Origin of the sequence: Sphingomonas sp. PvP055 (genome assembly GCF_040546365.1) — a bacterium.
Classification (GTDB): domain Bacteria; phylum Pseudomonadota; class Alphaproteobacteria; order Sphingomonadales; family Sphingomonadaceae; genus Sphingomonas; species Sphingomonas echinoides_A.
In genome coordinates this window covers 829885-847854 of the sequence record NZ_JBEPNS010000001.1, presented here as the reverse complement: position 1 = coordinate 847854, position 17970 = coordinate 829885, and the positions used below count along the sequence as shown (strand labels likewise).

Annotated in this window: 23 protein-coding genes; 7 read left to right on the top strand and 16 right to left on the bottom strand. The window is 66.0% G+C overall.

Annotated elements, in window-relative coordinates; genetic code table 11:
• Positions 1 to 32: 32 nt before the first annotated feature.
• A complete protein-coding gene (locus tag ABIC16_RS04290; RefSeq protein WP_354290153.1) occupies positions 33 to 419 on the bottom strand; it encodes a hypothetical protein in 387 nt (128 codons plus the stop codon).
• A 104-nt stretch (positions 420 to 523) separates the two neighbouring features.
• Complete coding sequence (locus ABIC16_RS04285) at positions 524 to 946, bottom strand: hypothetical protein (protein ID WP_277971118.1); 423 nt, start codon at positions 944 to 946, stop codon at positions 524 to 526.
• A 124-nt stretch (positions 947 to 1070) separates the two neighbouring features.
• On the opposite strand from ABIC16_RS04285, the gene ABIC16_RS04280 reads away from it, so the two are divergent.
• Positions 1071 to 2069, top strand: coding sequence for a ligase-associated DNA damage response exonuclease (locus ABIC16_RS04280; RefSeq protein WP_277971145.1), 999 nt, complete (start codon positions 1071 to 1073; stop codon positions 2067 to 2069).
• 131 nt (positions 2070 to 2200) lie between these two features.
• Here ABIC16_RS04280 and ABIC16_RS04275 read toward each other — a convergent pair whose 3' ends face one another.
• The 7 genes from ABIC16_RS04275 to ABIC16_RS04245 form a co-directional block, all read right to left on the bottom strand.
• The gene (locus ABIC16_RS04275; protein WP_354290152.1) at positions 2201 to 3040 is read right to left on the bottom strand and encodes a hypothetical protein; all 840 of its coding nucleotides are present in this window, start codon (positions 3038 to 3040) and stop codon (positions 2201 to 2203) included.
• 38 nt (positions 3041 to 3078) lie between these two features.
• Positions 3079 to 4584 carry an RNA polymerase factor sigma-54 gene (gene rpoN, locus ABIC16_RS04270; protein WP_354290151.1) on the bottom strand — a complete coding sequence of 502 codons (1506 nt, stop codon included), beginning with the start codon at positions 4582 to 4584 and terminating at the stop codon, positions 3079 to 3081.
• A 25-nt stretch (positions 4585 to 4609) separates the two neighbouring features.
• Positions 4610 to 5332 carry an LPS export ABC transporter ATP-binding protein gene (gene lptB / locus ABIC16_RS04265; protein WP_277971146.1) on the bottom strand — a complete coding sequence of 241 codons (723 nt, stop codon included), beginning with the start codon at positions 5330 to 5332 and terminating at the stop codon, positions 4610 to 4612.
• Between the two features lie 232 nt (positions 5333 to 5564).
• Positions 5565 to 6101, bottom strand: coding sequence for an LptA/OstA family protein (locus ABIC16_RS04260; RefSeq protein WP_277971121.1), 537 nt, complete (start codon positions 6099 to 6101; stop codon positions 5565 to 5567).
• A gap of 5 nt (positions 6102 to 6106) precedes the next feature.
• Positions 6107 to 6742 (bottom strand): LPS export ABC transporter periplasmic protein LptC, encoded by a 636-nt coding sequence (gene lptC / locus ABIC16_RS04255; RefSeq protein ID WP_277971122.1) that lies wholly within the window; start codon positions 6740 to 6742, stop codon positions 6107 to 6109.
• Entirely contained in the window at positions 6735 to 7355 is a 621-nt protein-coding gene (locus tag ABIC16_RS04250) for a ribonuclease D (RefSeq protein WP_354290150.1), read from the bottom strand. Before ABIC16_RS04250 ends, lptC begins: the two co-directional genes overlap by 8 nt.
• 31 nt (positions 7356 to 7386) lie before the next feature.
• On the bottom strand, positions 7387 to 8181 hold the full coding sequence (locus tag ABIC16_RS04245) for a TerC family protein (protein ID WP_354290149.1): 795 nt from the start codon (positions 8179 to 8181) through the stop codon (positions 7387 to 7389).
• Between the two features lie 208 nt (positions 8182 to 8389).
• On the opposite strand from ABIC16_RS04245, the gene ABIC16_RS04240 reads away from it, so the two are divergent.
• A complete protein-coding gene (locus tag ABIC16_RS04240) occupies positions 8390 to 9211 on the top strand; it encodes a cold-shock protein (protein ID WP_354290148.1) in 822 nt (273 codons plus the stop codon).
• Positions 9212 to 9321: 110 nt separating this feature from the next.
• Here ABIC16_RS04240 and pip read toward each other — a convergent pair whose 3' ends face one another.
• From pip to ABIC16_RS04225, 3 genes are read right to left on the bottom strand one after another with little or no spacing between them, the layout of a single operon-like run.
• The gene (gene pip / locus ABIC16_RS04235) at positions 9322 to 10275 is read right to left on the bottom strand and encodes a prolyl aminopeptidase (RefSeq protein ID WP_354290147.1); all 954 of its coding nucleotides are present in this window, start codon (positions 10273 to 10275) and stop codon (positions 9322 to 9324) included.
• A 37-nt stretch (positions 10276 to 10312) separates the two neighbouring features.
• Positions 10313 to 11608: a metal-dependent hydrolase family protein gene (locus tag ABIC16_RS04230; protein WP_354290146.1), complete on the bottom strand. Its 1296-nt coding sequence runs from the start codon at positions 11606 to 11608 to the stop codon at positions 10313 to 10315.
• A gap of 54 nt (positions 11609 to 11662) precedes the next feature.
• Positions 11663 to 13252, bottom strand: a complete 1590-nt coding sequence (locus tag ABIC16_RS04225; RefSeq protein WP_354290145.1) for a cisplatin damage response ATP-dependent DNA ligase — start codon at positions 13250 to 13252, stop codon at positions 11663 to 11665.
• 85 nt (positions 13253 to 13337) lie between these two features.
• Between ABIC16_RS04225 and ABIC16_RS04220 the strand changes: the two genes are divergently transcribed.
• On the top strand, positions 13338 to 14162 hold the full coding sequence (locus ABIC16_RS04220; protein ID WP_354290144.1) for a metallophosphoesterase: 825 nt from the start codon (positions 13338 to 13340) through the stop codon (positions 14160 to 14162).
• A gap of 16 nt (positions 14163 to 14178) precedes the next feature.
• Here the strand turns inward: ABIC16_RS04220 and ABIC16_RS04215 are convergent, their stop codons facing one another.
• From ABIC16_RS04215 to ABIC16_RS04205, 3 genes are all read right to left on the bottom strand, one after another.
• On the bottom strand, positions 14179 to 14670 hold the full coding sequence (locus tag ABIC16_RS04215; protein WP_277971129.1) for a Dps family protein: 492 nt from the start codon (positions 14668 to 14670) through the stop codon (positions 14179 to 14181).
• A gap of 96 nt (positions 14671 to 14766) precedes the next feature.
• Entirely contained in the window at positions 14767 to 15327 is a 561-nt protein-coding gene (locus ABIC16_RS04210; protein WP_354290143.1) for a TMEM165/GDT1 family protein, read from the bottom strand.
• Between the two features lie 11 nt (positions 15328 to 15338).
• Positions 15339 to 15662, bottom strand: a complete 324-nt coding sequence (locus ABIC16_RS04205) for a hypothetical protein (protein WP_354290142.1) — start codon at positions 15660 to 15662, stop codon at positions 15339 to 15341.
• 184 nt (positions 15663 to 15846) lie between these two features.
• Here ABIC16_RS04205 and rpmG point away from each other — a divergent pair, with 184 nt between their 5' ends.
• Positions 15847 to 16014 (top strand): 50S ribosomal protein L33, encoded by a 168-nt coding sequence (gene rpmG / locus ABIC16_RS04200; protein WP_010162189.1) that lies wholly within the window; start codon positions 15847 to 15849, stop codon positions 16012 to 16014.
• Positions 16015 to 16122: 108 nt separating this feature from the next.
• Here the strand turns inward: rpmG and ABIC16_RS04195 are convergent, their stop codons facing one another.
• Positions 16123 to 16485 (bottom strand): response regulator, encoded by a 363-nt coding sequence (locus ABIC16_RS04195; RefSeq protein ID WP_354290141.1) that lies wholly within the window; start codon positions 16483 to 16485, stop codon positions 16123 to 16125.
• Positions 16486 to 16523: 38 nt separating this feature from the next.
• Here ABIC16_RS04195 and ABIC16_RS04190 point away from each other — a divergent pair, with 38 nt between their 5' ends.
• The 3 genes from ABIC16_RS04190 to ABIC16_RS04180 are packed head-to-tail and all read left to right on the top strand — an operon-like array spanning position 16524 to position 17928.
• Positions 16524 to 16817, top strand: coding sequence for a DUF3572 domain-containing protein (locus tag ABIC16_RS04190; RefSeq protein WP_354290140.1), 294 nt, complete (start codon positions 16524 to 16526; stop codon positions 16815 to 16817).
• Positions 16814 to 17434, top strand: coding sequence for an HAD family hydrolase (locus tag ABIC16_RS04185; protein ID WP_354290139.1), 621 nt, complete (start codon positions 16814 to 16816; stop codon positions 17432 to 17434). Before ABIC16_RS04190 ends, ABIC16_RS04185 begins: the two co-directional genes overlap by 4 nt.
• A 26-nt stretch (positions 17435 to 17460) precedes the next feature.
• On the top strand, positions 17461 to 17928 hold the full coding sequence (locus ABIC16_RS04180) for a RidA family protein (protein ID WP_277971135.1): 468 nt from the start codon (positions 17461 to 17463) through the stop codon (positions 17926 to 17928).
• Positions 17929 to 17970 lie beyond the last annotated feature (42 nt).

Below are 17970 nucleotides of genomic sequence, written 5' to 3'. Positions count from 1 at the left end.
GCCGGGGGGTTGGACCGGACGTCAGCGCTTCGTCAGTTGGCGGCGCCCGTTTGCGCGTTCATCGTTCCGCGATCGGAGACCAGCGACGGCGCGGGGCCAGTTGCCGGACGCAGCGCCTCGCGCTCCGCTGCAGTCATCGGTGCGGACATGTCGGGGCGGAAATCGGCGACCGCACGGTCATCCGCATTGCGCTTTGGATCGAGCAGATCGGTCGGCACATGGCCCTCGGTTGCCGATCCCGACAATAAAGCCGCAATCCGTCCGCGGGACAGGAACGCCGCGATACCGGCGCCCGCGGCCAGGGCGAAAGCGCCGATCGACCACGCCTTCCCGGTGCTCATCGGCTTCGCGGCCTTGGGCGCAGGCTTGGCGTGCGGCTTGGGCGGGGCTTTGGGATGATGCTTGTGCGTCTTGCTCATGATGAACCTCTGTAAATCTGGAGGTCCGTCAACGGTTCATGACCGGGAGCGTTCCGGTCTGGCCGGAACGCGGCCCCCGTAAGGGGACCGCGTCCGTCCTGTCGTCAGCGGCAGCGCGTGTCGCCGCGATCCTTGTCGATCGCCTTGCCCGCAAGCGCACCACCGACGCCGCCGATCAGCGCGCCGAGCAGGCCCGAGCCGCCCGGTGCGATCGCTGCGCCCAGCGCGCCACCTGCGACGCCCCCGACGACCAGCCCGGTCGTGCCGTCGTTGCGGCGGCAGTAATAGCGGCCGTCGCTGCCACGATAGACGCGGTCGTTGTTGGCGAGACGACGCTCCTGATAGCGACGGCGATCATCGCGATAATAGCGCGACGCGTCATAGCCGTTATACGCCGGATCGGGCCGGTCATAATCATATTGGGCATAGCGATTATCGCCATAATAGCCCGGGCGACCACCACCATATTCGTCGCAGCCGGCGATCAGCGTGGAAGCAGCCAATAGGCCGAGGGTGAGTGCGCGCATCAGAGAGCCTCCTGTTCGTTACGCTACAGGAATGCACGGCCGCACGAATGGTTGCCGCGCCATCCTTTCGTGCGATAAAACGCGGGCGGTGGCGGTGGCGGACTCGCGCCCCCACATGGGTGGGATGGCAAAGCTCGGCGACTGGATCGATCCGCAACCCCATGGCATTCTGGTCAAGCCCGCCGACGTGTGGGTCGACCCGTCACGCCCCACCCCGCGCGCGCTGGTGACGCACGGCCACGCCGATCATGCGCGCGGCGGACATGGCGCGGTGTGGGCGACCCCCGAGACGCTCGCGATCATGGACGCACGCTATGGCGAACAGGCCGGGCACCCGGTCGCCTACGGCGAAAGCCACCAGTTCGGCGATGTCCGCGCGACCTTCGTCCCCGCTGGGCACGTGCTTGGGTCGGCGCAGATCCTGCTCGAATATCGCGGCGAGCGGATCGTCGTCTCGGGCGATTACAAGCGCCGCCCCGATCCGACCTGCACGCCGTTCGAGCCAGTGAAGTGCGACGTGTTCATCACCGAAGCCACCTTCGGGCTCCCGGTGTTCCGCCACCCCGACACCGGCGACGAGATCGACAAATTGATCGCAGCGCTCCACGCCAATCCGGACCGGTGCGTGCTGGTCGGTGCCTATGCGCTGGGCAAGGCGCAGCGCGTGATCGCCGAACTGCGGCTGCGCGGGCATGCGGCGCCGATCTACATTCACGGTGCGCTGGAGCGGTTGTGCGCCTTGTACCAGACGCACGGCGTCGATCTGGGCGAGCTGCGCCCTGCGACGACCGCCGCCAAGGCGGAGATGATGGGGCACGTCGTAATTGCGCCGCCGGGCGCGATGGCGGATCGCTGGTCACGCCGCCTGCCCGACCCGATCACCGCGATGGCGTCGGGCTGGATGCGGGTGCGCCAGCGCGCGGTCCAGCGCGGGGTCGAGCTGCCGCTGATCCTGAGCGATCACGCCGACTGGGACGAACTGACCGACACGCTGACCGAGATCGCGCCGAAGGAAGTATGGGTCACGCATGGCCGCGAGGACGCGCTGGTCCATTGGTGCGCCACCCGCCAGATGAAGGCGCGCGCGCTGGCGCTGGTGGGGTATGAAGACGAGGACGACTGAGCGCGCTCAGCATTCACCCGTCATCGCACCACGGTTGCACGAACCCCAGCCAGGCATAGAATGCCGCGGTCGCGTCGAACTGTCGTGACGGCAGGTTGGGGTGGCGAGATCCGCCGCCTGCAAGGCGCCCTTCATCCGGGAATGTGCGGGACGGGGTTGGGCGAACACCAGAGCGCATGCGCGATCAAGCGCGGCTGCGTGCACCCGCCGGCTGGCAGCGGGAGCGGCGATCCGGGATGCCACAGTGCGAGCCGCCGCTGGATCTCGGGCATTTCCGAATCGATCACGGCTAGGGCATTGCCGTCGCCATAGCGTGTCGCGCTGCGATAGCGCAGCACCTGCCGATAGGCATTGGTCGGATCGGGCCGGTCGACCGTCATCCAGAAGCCGAAGGGCGCATCGTCGGTCGGCTCGGCGGCGATGATCGCGCCCCGCAGCGGTCCGGCTGCAACGTACCGGATTTCCTGGTTGTTGTTGCGGCGAGTCTGCCTGGCATAGGCGGGCACGAAGCGATCCCGCGCCCGATCATAGCGCAGCGCGATCGTGGCGACGCGCTGATCCCCATTCCCGCCGTGCAGGCTGGCGACCTGGATCAGCAGCAGCGCGCGCCCCGGTGTGGGCTGAACGATGCGTGCATCGTTCAGAAAATGCGGTTGCGTAAACAGGTCACCGGGGACGCTGCTGGTGAGCATCCGGTCGAGCCCCGGACGACACGTCCGTCCATTGTCGGAACTGAGACAGAGCCGGATCGCGCCGGGGACGGTGTCGCTCGGTTCGCCGAACGGATCGGCCACGGTGCCGTCTTGCGTCACCTTCAGCTGCCACCCGGGATGCGCACCGAACGGCGCGGACAGCGCGATCGACGTCAGCAGATGCCCCGTCGACGGAAAGCTTGGCGTAGCAAAGGCGGACGTACCCGCCAGCGCCGACGACACCATCCCGAAAAGCCCGATCGCGACCCGCACCGTCATCGTCCCTTCTGCCCGACTCTCCAACCGGAAGCGCCGCTCTACCCCGCCCCCAGCGCCCGCGCCCGCCGACGCTGGACCGAGCTGCCGATCCCCAGCGCCTCGCGATATTTGGCGACGGTGCGCCGCGCGATATCGAAGCCCTTCGCTTTCAGCTGCTCGACCAGCGTATCGTCCGAGAGGATCGCATCCCCCTCCGCCGAGATCAGCGCCTTGATCGCAGATTTTACCGCCTGCGCCGAGACCGCGTCGCCACCGTCGGAGGACTGGATCGCGGAGGTGAAGAAGTACTTCAGCTCGTACAGCCCGCGCGCGCACGACAGATATTTGTTGCTGGTCACGCGGCTGACGGTCGATTCGTGCATCTCGATCGCTTCGGCGACCTGGCGTAGCGTCATCGGTTTGAGGTGCGCGACACCGTGGAGGAAGAACGCCTCCTGCTGCTTCACGATCTCGCCCGCGACCTTGATGATCGTGCGCTGGCGCTGGTCTAGCGCCTTGACCAGCCAGTTCGCGCTGGCGAGCATGTCACCGAGCCACGCCTTGGACGCCTTGTCGTTCTTCCCCGAAGACAGCTCGACGTAATAGGTCCGGTTGACCAGCACGCGCGGCAAGGTCGCGGCGTTGATCTCGATCCCCCAGCCGTCCTTGCGTTTGGCAACATACAGGTCGGGCACCACCGGCTGCGACGGCTCGCCGCCGAAACGCAGGCCGGGCTTGGGATCATAGCCGCGCAGTTCGCGGATCATGTCGGCCAGGTCTTCCTCGTCGACCTGACAGATCCGCCGCAGCCGCGACAGATCGCCGCGTGCCAGCAGATCGAGGTGATCGAGCAGTTTCTCCATGCACGGATCGTAGCGATCCGCCTCGCGCGCCTGGAGCGCGAGGCATTCCGCTAGGTCGCGCGCACCGACGCCGGTCGGATCGAAGGTCTGGATCGTCGCGAGCACTGCCTCGACCTGCTCGAGCGTAACGCCCAGTCGGCCCGCGATGTCGGGCAGCGGGGCGGCGAGATAGCCGCACTCGTCGATCTGGTCGATCAGATGCGCGGCGATAAACAGGTCGGCCCCGTCCACCGCGGTTCCCGCCTGCGCCAGCAGATGATCGGTCAGGCTGAGCGTGGCGCTGGTAAACGCATCGAGGTCGGGACCGTCCTCGCTGCCCGCGCCACCGCTGGTCGCGCCGTTGAGGCCGAGCGCGCCATCCATCCCCGCCCCGCCGGGCTGATCCGACACGCTGTCGTGGTGAAAGCTCTCGGCGGTGAAATCGACATCGAGCGAGGCTTCGCCGGTGTCGCCGCCCTGCATCAACAATTCGTCGGCGGGCGCGGGTTCGTCGCGCGGGGCGACATCGGCTTCGCGCTCCTGCGTGGGGCCGTCGTCGGTCGAATCACCGGTTTCGAGCAGCGGGTTGCGCTCGATTTCCTCGGCGAGAAACCCCTCGATCTCGAGATTCGACAGCGCGAGCAGGCGAATCGCCTGCTGCAACTGTGGCGTCATCACCAGCGATTGCGACTGGCGCAGGTCGAGGCGTGGCGCGAGCGACATCGCTAGCGGGCAGCGCTCGTGCGGATCACAGCGAGAAGCCCTCGCCGAGATACAGACGACGGACGTTGGCATCCGCCACCAGTTCCTCGGGCGAACCCGTGAACAGCACGCGGCCGTCGTAGATGATGTACGCGCGATCGACGATTTCGAGCGTCTCGCGGACGTTGTGGTCGGTGATCAGCACGCCGATCCCGCGCTGCTTGAGTTGGATGATCAGGTCGCGAATGTCCGCGATCGACAGCGGATCAATCCCGGCGAACGGCTCGTCGAGCAGCATGATCGACGGATTGGCGGCGAGTGCGCGCGCGATTTCCGCGCGGCGGCGTTCGCCGCCCGACAACGCCATCGCGGGCGATTCGCGCAGCCGGGTCAGCCCGAATTCCTCGAGCAGCGTATCGAGCCGGACCTTGCGCTCAACCGGATCGGGCACCGCGAGTTCGAGCACGCTCAGAATGTTCTGCTCGATCGTCATCCCGCGGAAGATCGAAGTTTCCTGCGGGAGATAGCCAAGGCCGAGGATCGCGCGGCGGTACATCGGGAGCCCGGTGATATCCTGCGAATCGAGCATGATGCGCCCCGAGTCGGGCTTCACCAGCCCCATCACCGAGTAGAAGCAGGTGGTCTTGCCCGCGCCGTTCGGACCGAGCAGGCCGACCACTTCGCCCTTGCCGACCGAGACAGACACATCGGTCAACACCGGGCGCTTGTCGTAGGACTTGGCGATCGAGACGACCGACAGGCCGTTCATCACCGGCGCTTCCGCGATCGGCGGCGCGGAGTCCAGCGTAAGGCCCGGCGTGGAAGTCAGCGTATCGCTCATTGCCCGTCCCTGCTCGCATTTCGGTCTTACCGAAGCCTTACCGTGCGGCATCTGGCAAGCTTCGTGCATAAAATTGTATGTGAGATCGCCCTACGCCACTCGCCCGTGTCGGGAAAGCGCTACACGCGCGGGGGACGGAGGGATCCGTCCGGAAACCGGATCAGTTGCGCTTGGGAACCGAGAAGGTGCCGGAGACGCGACCGTTGCTCGACGTGGTCGTGCCGGGGGCGCTGGTCGATCCGCCACCGCCGACCGACGATCCGTCGATGATCGCGCGACCGGTGTCGAGGTTGATCGTCAACCGACCGCCGTTGACGGTATTCCCCGCCTGGATCAGCGTCACCGACCCGAGCATCGTGATGACGCCCTTCTTGAGATCGTACACCGCGAAATTGCTCCGCGCGGTCTGCGTCGGCCGCGTGACGGTCACCCCGCCCGATGCATCGATCCGTTGCGCCTCGGGGGACGCGCCGGTGCTGATCTGCCCGGCGTAGCTGACCGTCATGCGCTGCGCGTTGAGCGTCATCTCGGCCTGCTTGACCACGACGTTGCCCGAAAACAAAGCGCGGTTGGCCTTGTCCTGCAGTTCGATGTGATCGGCGTTGAGATTGATCGGCGCCTGCGAATTGCGCCCCTGCGCGAAAGCCGGGCCGGCACAGGCGAGCGAAAGGGTCAGCAAGGTCAGGGTGCGGCGCATGGGGCTTACTTCGTCCTTCGCGGCACGATCCGCAAGCGGGCATTACCGTCGAGCTTGACGATATGGGTTTCGAGGTCCGCTTTCATGTGATTGGCGCTGAACGTCCCCTGCGGCACCGTCCCGGTCACCGCGCCGCCGCTCTGGATCGTCTTGCTCTTGAGATCGAGCGTCGCGTCGCGCGTGGTCATATGATAGCCGCCGCTGCTGTCGACCTTCAGCGGGCCATCGATCATCACCTGCTGCGTATCCATGTCGTAATGTCCACGGTCGGCGACGATGTTGGCGGGGCCGTCGGTCAAACCGATTTCGGCGGACAGCGTGTTGAGCCGGAGGATCGGCTCGGCCGAACTCTTCTGCACCGCCGAGCCGGCGTTGACCGCGAAGGGTTGCCCCTTGTCGTCCTGCCCGCGGTAGGTGGCCGACTGGATCCGGATCCGTTCCTGCGCGACTTCGACCTTCTTCTTGTCTAGCAGGAAACTCACGTCGCCGCCCGCATAGAGCGGCAGGACGACGACGAACGCCGCCATGATCCCGATCGCGACCGGCAGCAGGACGCGCAGCGTCGCGACCGTCCGGTCGTGGCTGCTCCCGGGCGCGGCCCAGCGCTGGCGTGCGCTCCGGATCGCGATGGCGTCAGGCATGCGCGAAGATGTCTGCCTCTGGCCAGCCGGCAAGATCGAGTTCGGCACGTGCGGGCAGGAAGTCGAAACAGGCCTGCGCCAGCTCCATCCGGCCTTCGCGGATCAGACGGCGATCGAGTTCCTCGCGCATCGCGTGGAGATAGCGCACGTCGGACGCGGCATATTCCTTCTGCGCTTCGCTCAGCACCGGGCCACCCCAGTCGGAGGATTGCTGCGCCTTGGAAATATCCTGCCCGAGGAGTTCGCGGACGAGTTCCTTCAGGCCGTGCCGGTCGGTGTAGGTGCGGATGAGCCGCGACGCGATCTTGGTGCAATAGACCGGCGCTGCGGTCACTTCGAGATAATGGCTGATCGCCGCGAGGTCGAACCGCGCGAAATGGTACAGCTTGGTCCGCGCGGGGTCCGCGAGCAGCGCGCGCAGATTGGGCGCCGCATAGTCGCTGTCCGGGCCGAAGCGGACGAGATGCTCGTCGGGACCGCCATCGGACAGCTGGACCAGGCAGAGCCGGTCGCGCGGCGTGATGAGACCCATCGTCTCGGTATCCACCGCAATGTCCACGCCGGGCGCGAACAGGTCTGCGGGAATGTCTTCTTCGTGGAGAGTTACGCTCATCGCCCGGCCCTAGCGGCGAATCGCCCGCCGCTCAATGCCCGGCCTTGTGCCCGCGACCACGGCGTGCCGCGATGTTGAGCCCCTCGACCACGCCCGAAAACGCCATCGCCGCATAGATATACCCCTTGGGCACATGCACACCGAAGCCGTCCGCGATCAGCACCGCGCCGATCATCAGCAGGAAACCGAGCGCGAGCATCACCACGGTCGGGTTGCGCTCGATGAAATTGGCGAGCGGGGTGGACGCGAGCATCATCGCGCCGACGGCGACGACCACTGCGACGATCATGATCGGCAACTGATCGGTCATGCCGATCGCGGTGAGGATCGAATCGAACGAGAAGACGATGTCGAGCAGAATGATCTGGACGATCGCATAGCCGAACGAAAGCGTCGCTGGCCCCTTCTGGTCGATCGCGTCCTTTTCCGACTCGTCGGAGTCATTCGGGTCGATCGTCTGGTGAATCTCGGTCGTCGCCTTCCACAACAGGAAGATCCCGCCCGCGATCAGAATGAGATCGCGTACCGAAAACGCGGTTTCGAACGACGGCTGGCCATGATCGTTGACCGCACCGGCCAAGCCGAGGTTAAACAGCGGCTCGGTCAGGCCGGCAATCCACGCAATCGTCGACAACAGAACAAGTCGCATGACAAGCGCGAGACTTATCCCGACACGCCGCACGCGGACTCGCTGGTTTTCCGGCAACTTGTTCGAAAGCAGCGAAATAAAGACGAGATTGTCGATCCCGAGCACCACCTCCATCACGATCAGCGTGGCGAGCGCGGCCCAGGCCGCGGGGTCTGACAGGAGCGAGAGGATGGACATATGCGCGCAGCCTGTGCCGCGCTTGCAACGGTTACGCAAGATCGGTGCGAGCCGTGCCCCAATTTGGACGAATTTGTTCGCAGCGATTATATTTTTAGGCTAACACGAGTCTGTGTCACGAGCGGTTTGGTGCACAAAGCCTTGCGTCTTTCGTCCGGTGCAATGGTTGTTATAATGATGTCGGACGAAGCGGGAAGACGAACAGGGCATGAGTTTCGATAAAGGACGCCGCGGCGATCGTGGCGGGCGCGGGCGCGACAAGCGCGACGGTTTCGGCGACAGCGGCGGCTTTGACAGCGGCTTCGGTGGCGGTGGCGGCGATCGCTTCGGCGGCGGCGGCGACCGTTTCGGCGGCGGCGGTGATCGCTTCGGCGGCGGCGGCGGTGGCGGCGGTGATCGCTTCGGCGGTGGCGGCGGCGGCGGCGGTTTCCGCAGCGGCGGCGGCGGCGGCTTCGGCGGTGGTGCCGGAGGCGGCGGTGGCCGCGGGATGCCCCCGCAGGTTGTCGGCGAAGGCACGGGCGTCGTTAAGTTCTTTAACGGCCAGAAGGGTTTCGGCTTCGTCGTGCGCGATGACGGCGGCGAAGACGTGTTCGTTCACATCTCGGCTGTCGAACAGGCTGGCCTGACCGGTCTGGCCGAAGGGCAGCCGCTCGGCTTTACCCTGGTCGATCGTGGTGGCCGTATCTCGGCAACCGATCTCAAGATCGACGGCGAGCCGATGGCCGTCACCGACCGCGGTCCGCCGCGTGAGCGTGATGCCGCTGCTCCCGGTGGTCGTCCGGCTCCCGGTGGCGCGCCGCAGCGCTCGCTGACCGGCGAGAAGGCAACGGGCACCGTCAAGTTCTTCAACGCGATGAAGGGCTTCGGCTTCATTCAGCGCGACGACGGCCAGCCCGATGCATTCGTGCACATCTCGGCAGTCGAGCGTGGCGGCATGACCTCGCTCAACGAGGGCGACCGTCTCGAGTTCGAACTCGAAGTCGATCGTCGCGGCAAGATGGCTGCAGTCAACCTGACGTCGATCGCGTAAACCCTACGCTTCCGACGTTGGTTCAGAAAACCCGGCAGGCTTTACGTCTGCCGGGTTTTTCATTGTCCTGGCTGTAGCGGAGGTCAGGCGTGCCTGACGGCACGACGCGGTCAGCCTTTGGCAAACCGGTCGGTGGCGCGAATCAACTGATCGAGGATGCCGGGCTCGCTATAGGCATGCCCCGCCCCCTCGATCAGATGGAAGTCCGCGTCGGGCCAGGCCTTGTGCAACGCATAGGCGTAGCGCGCCGGGCACGGCATGTCGTAGCGCCCGTGGACGATCGTCCCCGGAATCCCGGCAAGCCGCCCCGCGTCCCGCAGCAATTGCCCATCCTCGAGCCACGCATCGTGGACGAAGAAATGGTTCTCGATCCGCGCGAAGGCGAGCGCGAAATGGCCATCGCTGAACGCCGCGGACATCGCCGGATCGGGCAGCAGCGTGATCGTTTCGCCTTCCCAGATCGTCCACGCCTTGGCTGCCTCCAACTGCCGCGCCGGGTCGTCGCCCGTGAGCAACCGGCGATAGGCGTGCAGCATGTCGCCGCGCTCCGCGGGCGGGATCGGGGCGACGAAGCCTTCCCATTTGTCGGGGAACATCTCGGACACGCCGAACTGATAATACCAGGCGAGCTCCGCCGGGGTCGCGGTATAGATGCCGCGGAGGATCAGCGCGCTGACGCGATCGGGATGCGTCTCGGCATAGGCCAGCGCGAGCGTCGAGCCCCATGACCCGCCGAACACGAGCCAGCGCTCGACCCCGACCATCGTCCGCAACCGCTCGATATCGTCGACGAGATGCCACGTCGTGTTCGCCTCGAGCGCTGCATGCGGGGTCGATTGGCCGCAGCCACGCTGGTCGAACAGCAATACGTCGTAACGCGCCGGATCGAACAGGCGCCGGTGACTGGCGGAAATGCCGCCGCCGGGGCCACCGTGGAGGAACACCGCCGGGGTCCCGCCGGGCGTCCCGCAGCGTTCGTAATAGACGTGATGCCCATCACCGACGTCAAGCATCCCCGTCGCATAGGGTTCGATCTCGGGGTAAAGCTGGCGCAAATCGGTCATGGGCCGAACGGTACCCGCGGCCACCGGCGCTGTCACCTCACCGCATCGGGACGACCCGGCCCTCCACCATCACATAGCTGACGTGCGTCACTGCCGCCGGGTCGGTCAGCGGGTCGCCGGTCACCGCGATCAGGTCGGCGGACTTGCCCGGTTCGAGCGTCCCGGTCTCGCGCGACAGGCCGAGCAGATCCGCCCCGCCTTTGGTCGCCGCGATCAGCGCGTCGCGCGGTGTCATCCCGCCCTTGCTGACCATCAGCCCGACTTCCTCGCCGTTGCGGCCATGCGGGAAGACCGCCGCGTCGGTGCCGAGCGCGATCGGCACGCCCGCCTTATACGCGCGGTTGAGCGCCTTGCCCCACACCAGCAGCGTCTGGCGCGCCTTCGCCTCGGTATTGGCGGTATAAATGCCCTTGCCGAGGTACAGCTGGAGGCCGCTGAACGCCATCAACGTGCCGACATAATAGGTCCCGCGCGCCTTCATCAGCGCGACGTCGGCGTCGTCGGCGTAGGTCCCGTGTTCGATCGAATCGACCCCGGCCCGCACCGCCGCACCGATCCCCTTGGCGCCATGCGCATGCGCCGCCGCCTTCAATCCGAGCTGATGCGCGGTGTCGCAGATCGCCTTCATTTCCTCGTCGGTAAAATGCTGTTCGAGGCCGATCTTGCCGTCGTCGAGCACCCCGCCGGTCGCGTGGAACTTGATCGCGTCGACGCCGTAGGACGCGATTTTGCGGACCGCCTTCTCGCATTCGAGCGGGCCGGTGCAGACCCAGAACTGTTCCCCGGTCGCATCGACCGCGGCGCGCAGGTTGGGCGAGAGGCCGACCGTCGAATCGCCATGCCCGCCGATGATCGACAGCGCGGGGCCGGCGACCTGAATCCGCGGCCCCGGGAAGCCGCCTTCGCTGATCGCATCGCGCATCGCGATGCTGGCCAGCGCCGGACCGCCGAGATCACGGACCGTGGTGAACCCCGCGCGCGCGGTGATCAGCGCGTTGCGCAGGCCAATCGTGGCGGCATAGGGTTCGGAATATTTCGGGGTCAGCCCCTGATACCACGGCTCGCCCGAATTGCTGGTGAGGTGGACGTGGACGTCGATCATCCCCGGCATCACGGTCTTGTCGTGGAGGTCGACCACGGTCGCGCCGGCGGGTGCGGTCGCGCCATCCTCGATCCGGACGATCTTGCCGTCGGTGACGATCACGGTGGCGGCGCCGCGCGCGGGCCGCGCCGCGTCGGTGATGACATGCCCCGCCTGGATCGCGAACGTCTCGGCATTGGCGGCGGTGCCCGCCAACATCGTGGCCAAGGCCACGATGAGCTTCTTGTGCATGATAGTCCCCCTTTTTCAGGGCAGACTATCAGCGCAGCGACCGGTGTCGAGAGGTCAGACGATCAGGCGCTTGAGGCCTTCCAGCGTATCGGCCTCGGCGGCGGGCTTGTCGGTACGAATCCGCGAAATCCGGGGGAAGCGCATCGCCACCCCCGACTTGTGCCGCTTCGATTCGTGGATCGAATCGAAGGCGATTTCGAGCACCAGCGTCTTGTCCACTTCGCGCACCGGGCCGAACCGCCCCGTCGTATGATTGCGCACGAAGCTGTCGAGTTGCTTCAATTCCGCATCGGTGATGCCAGAATAGGCCTTGCCAACCGGAAGCAGCGTTCCGTCCGTGGTCCAGCAGCCGAAGGTATAGTCGCTGTAGAAGGAAGACCGCCGCCCGCTGCCGCGCTGCGCGTACATCATCACGCAATCCGCGGTCAGCGGGTCGCGCTTCCATTTGTACCACAGCCCGGTCTTGCGCCCGCCGACATAAGGGGAATCGCGGCGCTTGAGCATCACGCCTTCGATCGCCCCGTCACGCGCGCCTGCGCGAATGCCTTCCAGCGCGGTGAAGTCCTCGGCCGCGATCACCGTGCTGAGGTCGAACCGCTCGGGGTCGAGCCGCGCGGTGAACGCTTCCAGCCGCGCACGCCGATCGGTCCAGGGCAGCGGGCGGAGATCCTCGTCGCCGTCGAACAGGATATCGTAGAGCCGGACGAACGCAGGCGACTCCGCCAGCATCTTGGCCGACACCAGCTTGCGCCCGAGCCGCTGCTGCAACGCATTGAAGCTGGCGGCCCCGCCCTCTTCGGTCGACGCGCCTTGCGCATCGCCTTTCACCATCAACTCGCCGTCGACCGCGCCCACGGTCGTGAAATCGCGCGCGACTTCCGGGAAACTGGCGGTGATGTCGTCCCCGGTGCGGCTGTAGAGCCGGGTCTCGCCCGCGACATGGACGATCTGCACGCGGATCCCGTCCCATTTCCATTCCGCCGCATAGTCCGCCAGATCGACTCGCCCGTCCTCGAGCGGGTGCGCCAGCATGAACGGGCGGAACACCGGCACGTCGGCGGCGGTCGGCTGTGCGCCGCGCCCTTCGGCCCAGTCGAACAGCGCGGTGTAGGGCGGGTCGATCCCGTGCCACACTTCTTCCACCGCCTCGACATCGAGGTCGAACGCCTGCGCCAGCGCGGTCTTGGCGAGGCGGGACGACACGCCGATCCGCAAAGCGCCCGTCGCCATCTTGAGCAGCGCGAACCGCTCGTCCGAATCGAGCTGATCGAGCATCTTGCCGAGCACCGCCGGCGTATCCGATCGCGACAACCGCGCCAGCGTATCGACCGCCTGCGCCATCCCCAGCGGCGCCTCGACCACCGTCCCCGGCGGAGTCGGCCAGAGCAGCGCGACGGTTTCGGCGGTGTCGCCGACATAGTCGCGGCTCATCCGGAACAGCACCGGATCGACGCGCGTCTCGATCAGCACGCGGATCATCGCCGGCTTGACGCCCGGCAAGTCGAGCTCGCCGGTCAGCGCGGCCATCGCCCAGCCGCGATCCGGATCGGGCGTGACGCGCAGATAATCGACGATCAGTCGCAGCTTGGCGTTGCGCGACCGCGTGTAGATCAATCGATCGAGGAGGTCCGCAAAGGCGCGCATCGCATCACAACATGGGCGCGCGGTGGTTGTTCCACCAGCGGGATGATCGCTGGTGAGGACGACGACCCCACGCTAGGCCGACGCCATGGCCTTTCTCCGCGCCTGCGCCCTGCTCGGAATGATCGTGATGGTCACGCTGTTTGCCTGGGCGCATCATAATGCGCGGATTGATCCGATCGTCCGGACCGCGCGGATCGGGTTCCGCGATTGGCCCGCAGGTGCACGCCCGGTGAGCGTTGCGCTGTTGAGCGACATTCACATGGGCAACGAAGCGATGGACGCCGCACGGCTGAGGCGGATCGTCGGCCAGGTAAATCGGGTGAAGCCCGACCTCGTCATTCTCGCAGGGGATTATATCGCGGGCCACCGCGCCAGCGTCGCGCACGCGTTCGCACCGCAACTGGTCGAGCCGTTGCGCGGGGTACGCGTCCCGCTCGGGGTGGTCGCGGTGATGGGGAACCACGATTACGATACCGATCCCGCTGCCATTCGCCGCGCTCTGCGGGCCGCCAACGTCCGCGTGCTCGACAACGAGGCAGTCTCACGCGGCGCGCTGACGATCGCCGGGCTCGACGATCTTTTCCATCACCGGGACGACGTTCCCAAGACGATGGCAGCGGTCCACCGGTTGCCGGGACTTCCGATTGCGATCAGCCACGGCGCCGCTCGTCCATTCCTGCTCCACGAGATCACGCTCGAGCTGGTCGGCCATACGCATTGCGGGCAAGTGGAATTGAAGCCGCTCGGGATTCGCAACCCGTTCACGGGCGCGAATTACCCGTGCGGGATCACGCGGTCCGGCAAAGGGATTACGCTGGTGACCGCCGGGGTGGGAACGAGCCTCGTCCCCTTCCGCGTCAACGCGCCGCCGGACCTCTGGCTACTGACCATCGGTCCGGCACAACACTGACGGAACACTCGGGCGATCAGCCCTCGCGGCCAGCCTCGAACAGGAACCATGCGCGGCGTTCGGCCTGATCGGTCCAGTCATCGATCATCGCGCTGGTCGCATTGTCCTTGGCCCCGTCGGCCAGGTCCTTTGCGGCCCGCAGGGCCTCGACCAGCTTGAGGTTGTCATCGCGGAGTTCGCTCAGCATCGCCTTGGGGCCGACGAACTCGACGTCATTGTCGACGATCGTCTGGTGCCGGGCAATGTCGCCGATCGAGCGCAGCGTGGTGTTGCCGGTCTTGCGCACGCGCTCAGCGATATCGTCGGTGCCCGCGAAGATTTCGGCGGCCTGCTCGTCGAGCATCAGGTGATAGTCGCGGAAATGCGGGCCGGACACGTGCCAGTGGAAATTCTTGGTCTTCATATAGAGCGCGAACGAGTCCGCGAGAATTCCGTTGAGCGACTCGGCGACGGTGCGAGTCGCGTTGGTCTTCAGGTCGGTCGGCGTGTTCAGGGCATCGTTTGCCATAAGCTCGGTCCTTTTTGGGTTCGTTGCGGGAACGGTCCAATACCGCTTTGGCTCCCCAGCGCGCGACGCTAATTTTCGCTTTCTACGATCGAAGAGCTAGATCAGACCGATCGCAGCGAGCGCCTGAACCGTCCCCACGAGCGTCAGCAGCAGCGCTGCGACAATTTGAACGGGCCGCAGCGGGAGGCGCCGCAGCCACCGCTCCCCCAGCACCACCGCGGGCAGATTGATTGCAACCGCGCCGAGGATCGCACCAACAGCCGGCAGCACCGGTGTTGCGCTGCGCGCGGCGAGTGCCGCCGTGATGAACTGCGTGCGATCGCCGATCGCAAGCAATCCGATCGTCACGAACGTCGCGGGGAATGCGCCGAGCCTGGCGGGACTGGTCCGCCCGGTGACGGGCCACAGACCACTGATCCCGGCGGACAGCAGGGTCAGCGCCACCAGCAGATCGCTCGCCGGCGGAGAAAGATACGGCGCCAGCAGGGAACCACCGAACGCGCCGACCCCGTTGCCGATCGCGAGCGCCAGCACCATGCCCGCGACACAGTGCGCCTTCTGGGCAAAACGCGTTCCCAGCATCGCGCTCGTCAGCAAGGTGCGGTCACTCGCTTGAACCAGCAGCGCCGCGACCAGCGCAACCATCAACGCGTCCATGCGACCCGCAGTCAGCCGATGCGTTGAAACGCGCTGCTCGAGATATGCGAGTCGCGCGACCGCAAATCGAACCGGCCGGGTAGCACCGCACTTCGCAGAACGTCGAGCCAAGCACCAATCAGCACGCTCCGCTCGCCGCGCTCGAGGGCAGCGGAAATCGCCTGCAGAATCGCCGCGCCCTGAAAATGACCGCACGCGATCGCAGCGTGGCGCGCGCCGTCGACTTCGGTCGCCAGCATCGCGAGCGGCATGGAATCCGCCTGGAACGCCAGCATGCTGACGCGTTCGACCAAGCTGACCGGATCGGGCGAGTCGGTAACGGATGCTGGCGTCATGACACGATACTCCTTGGACGGCATAGTGCCGCCGGGGAGGTAAAGGTGGGGTTAAATCCGCCCACAACAGCGTCCCATGGTCACGTTCTGGTTGACATTCCCGGGCGTGTCCGCCATCGGACGACGCTTGAGAGCGGCGACCGGTTCGCCGCTTTTGCATTTTCAGATCACAGGAATTCAGGTCATGGCAAAGCCGACCACGGTCAAGATCAAGCTCGTCAGCACCGCTGACACCGGATTCTTCTATACCACGAAGAAGAACCCGCGCACCAAGACCGAGAAGCTCAGCTTCAGCAAGTACGATCCCGTCGTGCGCAAGCATGTCGAGTTCAAGGAAGCCAAGATCAAGTAAACCGCGTCAGCGGTTTGCCGTCCCCGGGGCTTGCCTTGGGCCAGAGGTCGCGGGCGCGAGCCCTGCGGCCTTTCTGCGTTTGCGGTTTCGGCGTGTCGTTGCGGGCTGCTACAGCAACGCGGCGACCGCATCGACGAAGCGGACGAGCGAGATCGGCTTGGACACATAGGCGTCCGCCCCGGCAGCGCGAATCCGCTCCTCGTCCTCGCGCCCGGCATAAGCGGTGACCGCCATGACCGGGATGTCCCGCAGCGCCGGATCCGCTTTCAACTGCAGGATCAGACTGTAGCCGCTGACGTGCGGCAGCTGGATATCCATCACGATCAGGTCGGGCAGAAAGGCGCGCGCGCGCACGACCGCTTCGCGCCCGTCCCGCACGCCCTCAGTTACATATTCATGCGCCTCCAGGAGGTCACAGAAAAGTTTTAGGTTGAGTTCGTTGTCCTCGACAACGAGCACCCTTTTTGCCACGCCAGCGTTTCCCCATTTACGGACCTTACGAATACGCAATGCGTGCCTCGCTGACAAACAACGATCCAGCGCAGCTTGCGCTCCGTGCGCTGGTATGGACGCTAGGCGAGCCAGATCGCGCCACGCGGCTGCTGGACGTGACGGGGATGACGCCGATAGACCTCCGCACGCGCGCGGACGATCCCGTCGTGCTTGCGGCGATGCTCGCCTTTCTGGAGGCGCACCAGCCGGACCTTATTGCGTGCGCCGAAGCGCTTGAGGTGCGTCCGGAGGACCTTGCCGCTGCGCGTCGGGCGTTGGAAGGCCCGGACGATTTTGGAGACTATGCTTGAAGGGCTTGTTGATTTGCGATTGCGACGAAGTGCTGCTGCACATGGTGCGGCACTTTGGCGTGTGGCTGCGCGAGGCGCACGACATCACGTTTGCGATCGAAAATGGTGACTTCGCCAATAGTATGACGCGCGCCAACGGCGCCCCGCCCCCGACGCGGGACGAGATGTGGGCGTTGCTCGATGGGTTCTTCCCCAACGAGATGAGCCGCCAGACGCTCGTTCCGCATGCGCGCGAGGCGCTGTCCGCCTTGTCCGACGTGGCGGACGTCGTGATCCTGACCAATTTGGGCGATCACAACCGCCAGCCGCGCATCGCGCAGTTGCTCGGGCACGACATGGATTACCGGGTCGAAACCAACCAGGGCGGCAAGGGCGATCCCGTGGCACGGCTAATGGCAGAATTTGGCAATCCGGTGACCGTGTTCGTCGACGATCTCGCGGTGCATCACACTTCGGTCGCCACGCATGCCCCGGCTGTGCATCGCCTCCACATGATTTCCGAACCCGATCTCGCGCGCCATATGCCGCCCGCCCCCGATGCGCACGTTCGCATCGACGATTGGCAGGTTGCGCAGACGTGGATCGCGAATCGCTTCGCTGCCGGGTTGCCGGCCTGAAACCCCTTACTCCCAGGAGCCTGTTCATGACCGACCGTATCGACCACAAGCTTGCCGAGCTCGGCCTAACGCTGCCCGCCGCCGCTGCCCCCGTCGCCGCTTATGTACCGACCGTCGAGGTCAACGGCCTGCTGCACATTTCGGGACAGTTGCCGTTCAAGGATGGCGCGGTCATCACGGGTCGGTTGGGCGAAGACGTCAGCCTGGAAGACGGCGCGGCGGCGGCTCAGGCCTGCGCGCTGATGCTGGTCGCGCAGGTCAAGGCGGCGCTCGGCGGATTGCACCGGGTCGAGCGGATCGTGAAGCTGGGCGTGTTCGTCAATTCTACCGCCGATTTCACCGACCAGCCCAAGGTCGCGAACGGCGCGTCCAACCTGATGGTCGAACTGTTCGGCGACGCGGGGAAGCATGCCCGCAGCGCGGTTGGCGTGAGCGCCCTGCCGCTTGGTGCAGCGGTCGAAGTCGACGCGATCGTTCAGATCTCGATGCCGTAAAGGCGGAACGCGCGGACCGTTCCGGACGGGAACGGTCCGCGC

What these genes read in the sequence shown, in the direction of transcription:
- ABIC16_RS04210 (WP_354290143.1), bottom strand. Translation starts at nt 15,327, where the DNA reads ATGGACGCGTTGATGGTTGCGCTGGTCGCGGCGCTGCTGGTTCAAGCG.
- ABIC16_RS04285 (WP_277971118.1), bottom strand. Translation starts at nt 946, where the DNA reads ATGCGCGCACTCACCCTCGGCCTATTGGCTGCTTCCACGCTGATCGCC.
- lptC (WP_277971122.1), bottom strand. Translation starts at nt 6,742, where the DNA reads ATGCCTGACGCCATCGCGATCCGGAGCGCACGCCAGCGCTGGGCCGCG.
- ABIC16_RS04215 (WP_277971129.1), bottom strand. Translation starts at nt 14,670, where the DNA reads ATGGCAAACGATGCCCTGAACACGCCGACCGACCTGAAGACCAACGCG.
- ABIC16_RS04275 (WP_354290152.1), bottom strand. Translation starts at nt 3,040, where the DNA reads ATGACGGTGCGGGTCGCGATCGGGCTTTTCGGGATGGTGTCGTCGGCG.
- ABIC16_RS04225 (WP_354290145.1), bottom strand. Translation starts at nt 13,252, where the DNA reads ATGCGCGCCTTTGCGGACCTCCTCGATCGATTGATCTACACGCGGTCG.
- ABIC16_RS04205 (WP_354290142.1), bottom strand. Translation starts at nt 15,662, where the DNA reads ATGACGCCAGCATCCGTTACCGACTCGCCCGATCCGGTCAGCTTGGTC.
- rpmG (WP_010162189.1), top strand. Translation starts at nt 15,847, where the DNA reads ATGGCAAAGCCGACCACGGTCAAGATCAAGCTCGTCAGCACCGCTGAC.
- ABIC16_RS04240 (WP_354290148.1), top strand. Translation starts at nt 8,390, where the DNA reads ATGAGTTTCGATAAAGGACGCCGCGGCGATCGTGGCGGGCGCGGGCGC.
- ABIC16_RS04260 (WP_277971121.1), bottom strand. Translation starts at nt 6,101, where the DNA reads ATGCGCCGCACCCTGACCTTGCTGACCCTTTCGCTCGCCTGTGCCGGC.
- pip (WP_354290147.1), bottom strand. Translation starts at nt 10,275, where the DNA reads ATGACCGATTTGCGCCAGCTTTACCCCGAGATCGAACCCTATGCGACG.
- ABIC16_RS04220 (WP_354290144.1), top strand. Translation starts at nt 13,338, where the DNA reads ATGGCCTTTCTCCGCGCCTGCGCCCTGCTCGGAATGATCGTGATGGTC.
- ABIC16_RS04190 (WP_354290140.1), top strand. Translation starts at nt 16,524, where the DNA reads ATGCGTGCCTCGCTGACAAACAACGATCCAGCGCAGCTTGCGCTCCGT.
- ABIC16_RS04245 (WP_354290149.1), bottom strand. Translation starts at nt 8,181, where the DNA reads ATGTCCATCCTCTCGCTCCTGTCAGACCCCGCGGCCTGGGCCGCGCTC.
- ABIC16_RS04280 (WP_277971145.1), top strand. Translation starts at nt 1,071, where the DNA reads ATGGCAAAGCTCGGCGACTGGATCGATCCGCAACCCCATGGCATTCTG.
- rpoN (WP_354290151.1), bottom strand. Translation starts at nt 4,584, where the DNA reads ATGTCGCTCGCGCCACGCCTCGACCTGCGCCAGTCGCAATCGCTGGTG.
- ABIC16_RS04230 (WP_354290146.1), bottom strand. Translation starts at nt 11,608, where the DNA reads ATGCACAAGAAGCTCATCGTGGCCTTGGCCACGATGTTGGCGGGCACC.
- ABIC16_RS04180 (WP_277971135.1), top strand. Translation starts at nt 17,461, where the DNA reads ATGACCGACCGTATCGACCACAAGCTTGCCGAGCTCGGCCTAACGCTG.
- ABIC16_RS04290 (WP_354290153.1), bottom strand. Translation starts at nt 419, where the DNA reads ATGAGCAAGACGCACAAGCATCATCCCAAAGCCCCGCCCAAGCCGCAC.
- lptB (WP_277971146.1), bottom strand. Translation starts at nt 5,332, where the DNA reads ATGAACGGCCTGTCGGTCGTCTCGATCGCCAAGTCCTACGACAAGCGC.
- ABIC16_RS04250 (WP_354290150.1), bottom strand. Translation starts at nt 7,355, where the DNA reads ATGAGCGTAACTCTCCACGAAGAAGACATTCCCGCAGACCTGTTCGCG.